The organism is Lysobacter enzymogenes, assembly GCF_017168095.1.
GTDB lineage: Bacteria > Pseudomonadota > Gammaproteobacteria > Xanthomonadales > Xanthomonadaceae > Lysobacter > Lysobacter enzymogenes_D.
The window spans coordinates 1-6297 of record NZ_LXSD01000528.1 but is presented as its reverse complement, the minus strand read 5'-3'; the positions used below and the strand labels follow the sequence as shown (position 1 = coordinate 6297).

The following is a 6297-nucleotide window of genomic DNA, read 5'->3' as shown; positions in this document are numbered from 1 at the left end:
CGCCGCGGCCGCCTTCGGCGTCGCCCGGCCCGGCGCGCTGGATGCGCAGCGGCTGGCCGGCCACGCGCACCTTCTTCAGGTGCTCCATCAACTCGCGCGGCATGCCCTCGGGCAGGTCGACCAGGGTGTACTCGTCGCGGATGTCGATGCGGCCGATGTAGCGGCTTTCCAGGTCGGCCTCGTTGGCGATGGCGCCGACGATGTTGCCCGGCTGCACGCCGTGGGCGTGGCCGACTTCGATGCGGAAGGTCTCCATGCCGACCTCGCTCTCGCGCGGCGCGCGCTCGGGGCGCTCAGCACGCTCGGCGCGCGGCGGGCGCGGCGCGGGCGCGTCGTCGTCGAAGAACGCCTCGGCGCGGTTGACCGGCGGACGCGCCGCGCCCGGCGGGGTGTATTGGCGATCTTCGTGGCGGTGGGCCGGGCGATCTTCGCGCGGCGGCCGCGGCTCGAAGCGCGGCGCTTCGCGGCGGCCGTCGTCGCGACGGTTGTCGTCGCGGAACTCGCGCCGGTGCGCGCCCGAATTGGACGCATTGTCGCGCTCGATGAACTTGCGCGTGGCCTGGCCGCGGTGCTCGCGCGGGCCGTCGCGCTCTTCGCGGGCGTACTTGGGCACCGCCGGCGGCGGCGTCAGCAGCAGCGGGTTGTCGCCCTGCACCAGCTTGGCCAGCGCCGCGGCGATCTCCACCGCCGGCACGTTCTTCTCGCGCTCGTAGCGCTCGACCAGATCGCGGAACAGGCCCAGCTCGTCGCCTTCCAGCGCCTCGGTGATGCGGCCGAGGAAGCGCGAGACGCGCTGCTCGTTGACCGTCTCCACGCTCGGCAGCTCCATCGGCTCGATCGGCTGGCGGGTGGCGCGCTCGATCGCGCGCAGCATGCCGCGCTCGCGCGGGGTCACGAACAAGATCGCCTCGCCCTTGCGCCCGGCGCGGCCGGTGCGGCCGATGCGGTGGACGTAGCTTTCGGTGTCGTAGGGGATGTCGTAGTTCAGCACGTGGCTGATGCGGTCCACGTCGAGGCCGCGCGCAGCCACGTCGGTGGCGACCAGCACGTCGATCTTGCCGTCCTTGAGGTTCTGGATGGTCTTCTCGCGCTGCGCCTGCTGCACGTCGCCGTTGATCGCCGCGGCCGAAATGCCGCGCGCCATCAGCTTCTCGGCCAGTTCCTCGGTGCCGAGCTTGGTGCGCGAGAACACGATCATCGCATCGAAGGTCTCGGCTTCCAGGATGCGGGTCAGCGCGTCGAGCTTGTGCACGCCGCTGACCGACCAGTAGCGCTGGCGGATGTTGGCCGAGGTGGTGGTAGTCGACTTGATCGCGATCTCGACCGGATCCTTCAGATAGGTCTGGGCGATGCGCTTGATCTGCGGCGGCATGGTCGCCGAGAACAGCGCCACCTGACGCGTTTCCGGGGTCTTCTTGAGGACGTTCTCGACGTCGTCGATGAAGCCCATGCGCAGCATTTCGTCGGCTTCGTCGAGCACCAGGCAGCGCAGCTGCGACAGGTCGAGCGAGCCGCGCTCGAGATGGTCGATGACGCGGCCGGGCGTGCCGACCACGACCTGCACGCCGCGCTTGAGCGCCTGCAGCTGCGGGTAGTAGCTCTGGCCGCCGTAGATCGGCAGCACGTGGAAGCCGGGCAGGTGGGTGGCGTACTTCTGGAACGCCTCGGCGACCTGGATCGCCAGCTCGCGCGTGGGCGCCAGCACCAGCGCCTGCGGCCGGGCCTGGGCCGGGTCGATGTTGGCCAGGATCGGCAGCGCGAACGCGGCGGTCTTGCCGGTGCCGGTCTGGGCCTGGCCGAGCACGTCGCGGCCCTGCAGCAGCGGCGGGATGGTGGCGGCCTGGATCGGCGAAGGGGATTCGTAACCGACATCGGCCAAAGCGCGCAGCAGCGGCTCGGACAGGGCGAGGTCGGTGAACTTGGGGGAGGAGGGCGCGTCGGTGGGGGTGTCGGCGCTCATGTCGAGGCTCTAGCAGCGCCGGCAGTGCCGGTCGGATGACCGACCAGTTTACTCCGATGCGCGTGGAGCTACGGCTCGGCTGCGCACGACGGCACGGCGAGGCTGCTGTGGCGGGCTTGCGCGGGCGGCGCGGCGGCGCGCTGGAGCGGGCGACGGCGGGAAAGTGCGCGGATGGGGGTGGTGCGCTGCGTGGGATCGGCGTGGAGAAGGGCTGCGCCGGGCCAGACCGGGCGGCGGCGCGACTGTGCCGGATCGGCCCGATCGTGCCCGGTCGTCGGCCAGGGCTTGCACGAATCTGCGCGTTTGTGCACGATTGAGTCGAATCGTGAACGCCCCGGAGCCCCGATGTCCGCCGAGGAACTGCTGCCGCAGCAACGCCACCGTCTGATCCTGGAGCGCCTGCTGGCCCAGGGCCGGGTCATCGCGGTCGATCTGGCGCGCGAACTGGAGGTCTCGCACGACACCATCCGCCGCGACCTGCGCGAAATGGCCGCATCCGGGCAGTGCCGGCGGGTCTACGGCGGCGCGCTGCCGCTGGCGCCGGACCGCGGCACCCTGGTCCAGCGCCAGGCCCAGGCGCCGGGGCGCAAGGCGGCGCTGGCGCGCGCCGCGATCGGCCTGATCGAGCGCGGCCAGGTGCTGTTCCTCGATGCCGGCTCGACCAACATCGCCATCGCCCAGGCGCTGCCGGCCGACTACGGCCTGACCGTGGCGACCAACGCGCCGGCCATCGCCGCGTTGCTGGCGCCGCGCGAGGACCTGGAGCTGATCGCGATCGGCGGCCGGATCGAGCCGCGCATCGGCGCCGCGCTCGGCGCCGGCGCGTTGCGCGAGGTCGAGGCGATCCGCAGCGACTGGTACTTCCTCGGCGTGTGCGGCGCCGACCACGAGGCCGGAATCAGCGCGCGCGACTACGAGGACGCCCAGTTCAAGCAGGCCGCCGCCGGCGCCGCGCGCGCGGTCGCGGTGGTGGTCACCGACGACAAGTTCGGCACCGCCGCGCCGTACACGGTGCTGGCGGCCGAGGCGGTGTCGGCGCTGGTGATCGAACACGGCGGCGATCCCGCGCAGGTGCGCGCGTTCGCGGCCAAGGGCGCGCGGGTGCTGCGCGCGGAACCGATTTGACGAGTGCGCTGGGCGGGCACGCGGGCGCTGCGGCGTCCGCGTTGCCGGCTGTATCGCATCGGAACGGAAAGCATCGGGACTGAAGTCCCTCCCACGGCAGCTTCGGCTGCACCCCTCCACCGTGGGAGGGATTTCAGTCCCGACGCTTTCGCTGTTGCAGGAGAGCCTTCAGTCCCAGCGCGTTCGCTGTTGTGAAAGGGCCTCCAGTCCCGACGCTTTCACTGTTGCAGGAGGGCCTTCAGTCCCGACGCTTTCGCTGTTGCAGGAGGGCCTTCAGTCCCGACGCTTTCGCTGTTGCAGAAGGGCCTTCAGTCCCGACGCTTTCGTTGTTGCAGGAGGGCTTTGAGACCCGTCGCTTTCGCTGTTGTGGAAGGCCCTTCAGGCCCGATGCCTTTTTCTCTGCCCGCCGCAAACCCCATCCCGAATTCCGCCCCGAAGAGACCTCAATGAGCGATCCGCAACCCGCCGCCGCCCGCGCCGAACCCATCGGCGCGCTCGAACGCCTGTCGACCCGCATCGCCTTCTTCATCGCCGGCCTGGCGATGGCCGCATGGGCGCCGTTGGTGCCTTACGCGAAGGCTCGCACCGGCGTCGACGAGGGCACGCTGGGTCTGTTGCTGCTGGCGCTGGGCGCCGGCTCGATGAGCACGATGCCGCTGACCGGCGCGCTGACCGCGCGCATCGGCTGCCGCAAGGTGATCCTGCTGGCCAGCGCCGCGGTCGCCGCGACCCTGCCGCTGCTCGCGCACCTGGACACCGTGCCCGGCATGGCGCTGGCGCTGTTCGCGTTCGGCGCGGCGATCGGCGCGATCGACGTGGCGATCAACATCCAGGCGGTGATCGTCGAAAAAGCCAGCGGACGCGCGTTGATGTCGGGATTCCACGGCTTTTTCAGCGTCGGCGGCATCGCCGGTGCGGCCCTGGCCAGCGCCCTGCTGTGGCTGCAGGCGACGCCGCTGATCGCCGCGCTGAGCGCGGCGGTGCTGCTGGCGCTGCTGATGCTGGCCGGCAGCCGCGGCCTGCTGCGCTACGGCGACGACGGCCACGGCGGTTCGATGTTCGTGTTGCCGCACGGCATCGTGATCTTGGTCGGCGCGCTGTGCTTCATGGTGTTCCTGGCCGAAGGCGCGATGCTGGACTGGAGCGCGCTGCTGCTGGTCTCGCAGCGCGGCGTCGAGGCCAGCGCCGGCGGCCTGGGTTATGCGGTGTTCGCGCTGGCGATGACCGTCGGCCGCTTCAACGGCGACCGCATCGTGCAGCGTTTCGGCCCGCGCCCGGTGCTGGCGCTGGGCGGCGCCTGCGCGGCGGCCGGCTTCGCGCTCGCGGCGATGTTGCCGTGGGTCGGCAGCACCTTGCTCGGCTTCGCCTTGATCGGCCTGGGCTGCTCCAACATCGTGCCGATCCTGTTCACCGCGGCCGGCGGCCAGAAGGTCATGCCGGCGGGCGCGGCGATCTCGGCGGTGAGCACGCTGGGCTACGCCGGCATCCTGATCGGCCCGGCCGGGATCGGCTGGATCGCCAAGATCAGCAGCCTGCCGGCGGCGTTCGGGGTGTTGGGCGCGGGCCTAGCGGCGGTGGCGGCGAGCGCGCGGCTGGTGGCGGCGCGCAAGGGTTGAGGCGGGCGCGAGGGTTCGCTTTGTAACGCGTATGCGTGGGCGGCCGGTGTCGTAGCGGCCCGCGACGAAGCCGGCGGATGGCGCTTAGTGCGAGCGCTAAGCGCTCGGCGCGCGCCGCTTCGCTAGGACTTGCCGGCCGGATCCGGCGGCGTCGCCGGCCGCGGCCGCCGCGCCAGCCATCGGTCCAACTGCGCCGCGAACGCCTGCCGGTCGCGCGCGTGCAGCGCTGGCGGGCCGCCGGTCTGGACTCCGGCGCCGCGCAGTTCGTCCATGAAATTGCGGATCGACAAGCGCTCGGCGATGTTGTCGCGGGTGTACAGGTCGCCGCGCGGATTGAGCGCGACCGCGCCCTTGGCCAGCGCCAGCGAGGCCAGCGGGATGTCCTGGGTGACCACCAGATCGCCCGCGGCCAGCCGCTGCACGATCGCGTCGTCGGCCACGTCCAGCCCCGCCGGCACCTGGATCGCGCGGATCCAGCGCGACGGCGGCGTGCGTATCCACTGGTTGGCGACCAGAGTCAGCGGAATCCGCGCGCGCTCGGCGGCGCGGAACAGGATGTCCTTGATCACCACGGGGCAGGCGTCGGCGTCGACCCAGATTTGCGCTTCGGCGGGGGTATCGGTCATGGCGACATTGTGCGGCCGCGGCGCGCCGGCGTCATGGCGGCGGCGTCCGCGCCCGTTACCATGCGTCATCGCCCCCAACCGACGCCGGCCATGATCAAGGTCCACCACCTCAACAACTCCCGCTCCCAGCGCGTGCTGTGGTTGCTGGAGGAACTGGAGCTGCCCTACGAGGTGATCCGCTACCAGCGCGATCCCAAGACGATGCTGGCGCCGCCGGAGCTGCGCGCGGTCCATCCCCTGGGCAAGTCGCCGGCGGTGGAGCTGGACGGGCAGGTGCTGGCCGAGTCGGCGGCGATCATCGAGACCTTGTGCGAGCGCTACGACAGCGGCCACGCGATTTCGCCGCCGCCGCAGCCGCTGGACGGCGAGGAGCGCCGGCGTTACCGCTACTGGATGCATTACGCCGAGGGTTCGGCGATGCCGCCGCTGCTGTTGAGCCTGGTGTTCGCGCGGATCCGCTCGGCGCCGATGCCGTTCTTCGCCAAGCCGGTGGCGCGCGGGATCGCCGACAAGGCCATGCGCGCCTTCGTCGGGCCGCAGCTGGCGCTGCACCTGGGCTATATCGAAAGCGAACTGGGCCAGCGCGAATGGTTCGCCGGCGATCGCTTTACCGCGGCCGACATCCAGATGAGCTTCCCGGTCGAAGCCGCGGCCGCGCGCGCCGGCGGCGAGCGGCCGCGGATGCAGGCCTTCGTCGAGCGCATCCGCGCGCGGCCGGCGTACCAGCGGGCGCTGGAGAAGGGCGGGCCGTATTCGTTGTCGGGTTGAGCGGGGCGGTTGTCGTGGGCCGGGCGTTCTGGCCGGATGGCGCTGAAGTCTCTGGATCCCCGCGTTCGCGGGGATGACGGCTTGGAGCGGCGCGGTGAAGCCCGCCCATCGCGCAACCCGCCTATCGTCATGCCCGCGTAGGCGGGCATCCAGGGCTTCATCGAGGCATGACTCTGAAGTCTCTGGATCCCCGCCTTCGCGG

General features: G+C 71.5%; 6 protein-coding genes. 3 read left to right on the top strand and 3 right to left on the bottom strand.

Annotated features, from left to right (window positions below):
• A partial coding sequence (locus A7A76_RS21160; RefSeq protein WP_206413160.1) for a DEAD/DEAH box helicase occupies positions 1-1960 on the bottom strand: 1960 nt, incomplete at its 3' end.
• 345 nt (positions 1961-2305) lie between these two features.
• Between A7A76_RS21160 and A7A76_RS21155 the strand changes: the two genes are divergently transcribed.
• Positions 2306-3085: a DeoR/GlpR family DNA-binding transcription regulator gene (locus tag A7A76_RS21155; protein WP_206413159.1), complete on the top strand. Its 780-nt coding sequence runs from the start codon at positions 2306-2308 to the stop codon at positions 3083-3085.
• Positions 3086-3393: 308 nt separating this feature from the next.
• Here A7A76_RS21155 and A7A76_RS26980 read toward each other — a convergent pair whose 3' ends face one another.
• Positions 3394-3504, bottom strand: a complete 111-nt coding sequence (locus A7A76_RS26980; RefSeq protein ID WP_428995215.1) for a DUF6053 domain-containing protein — start codon at positions 3502-3504, stop codon at positions 3394-3396.
• A gap of 27 nt (positions 3505-3531) precedes the next feature.
• Here A7A76_RS26980 and A7A76_RS21150 point away from each other — a divergent pair, with 27 nt between their 5' ends.
• Entirely contained in the window at positions 3532-4701 is a 1170-nt protein-coding gene (locus A7A76_RS21150; RefSeq protein WP_206413158.1) for an MFS transporter, read from the top strand.
• 122 nt (positions 4702-4823) lie between these two features.
• On the opposite strand, the gene A7A76_RS21145 is transcribed toward A7A76_RS21150, so the two are convergent.
• A complete protein-coding gene (locus A7A76_RS21145; RefSeq protein WP_206413157.1) occupies positions 4824-5327 on the bottom strand; it encodes a YaiI/YqxD family protein in 504 nt (167 codons plus the stop codon).
• Between the two features lie 90 nt (positions 5328-5417).
• Here A7A76_RS21145 and A7A76_RS21140 point away from each other — a divergent pair, with 90 nt between their 5' ends.
• Positions 5418-6095: a glutathione S-transferase gene (locus A7A76_RS21140; protein WP_206413156.1), complete on the top strand. Its 678-nt coding sequence runs from the start codon at positions 5418-5420 to the stop codon at positions 6093-6095.
• Positions 6096-6297 lie beyond the last annotated feature (202 nt).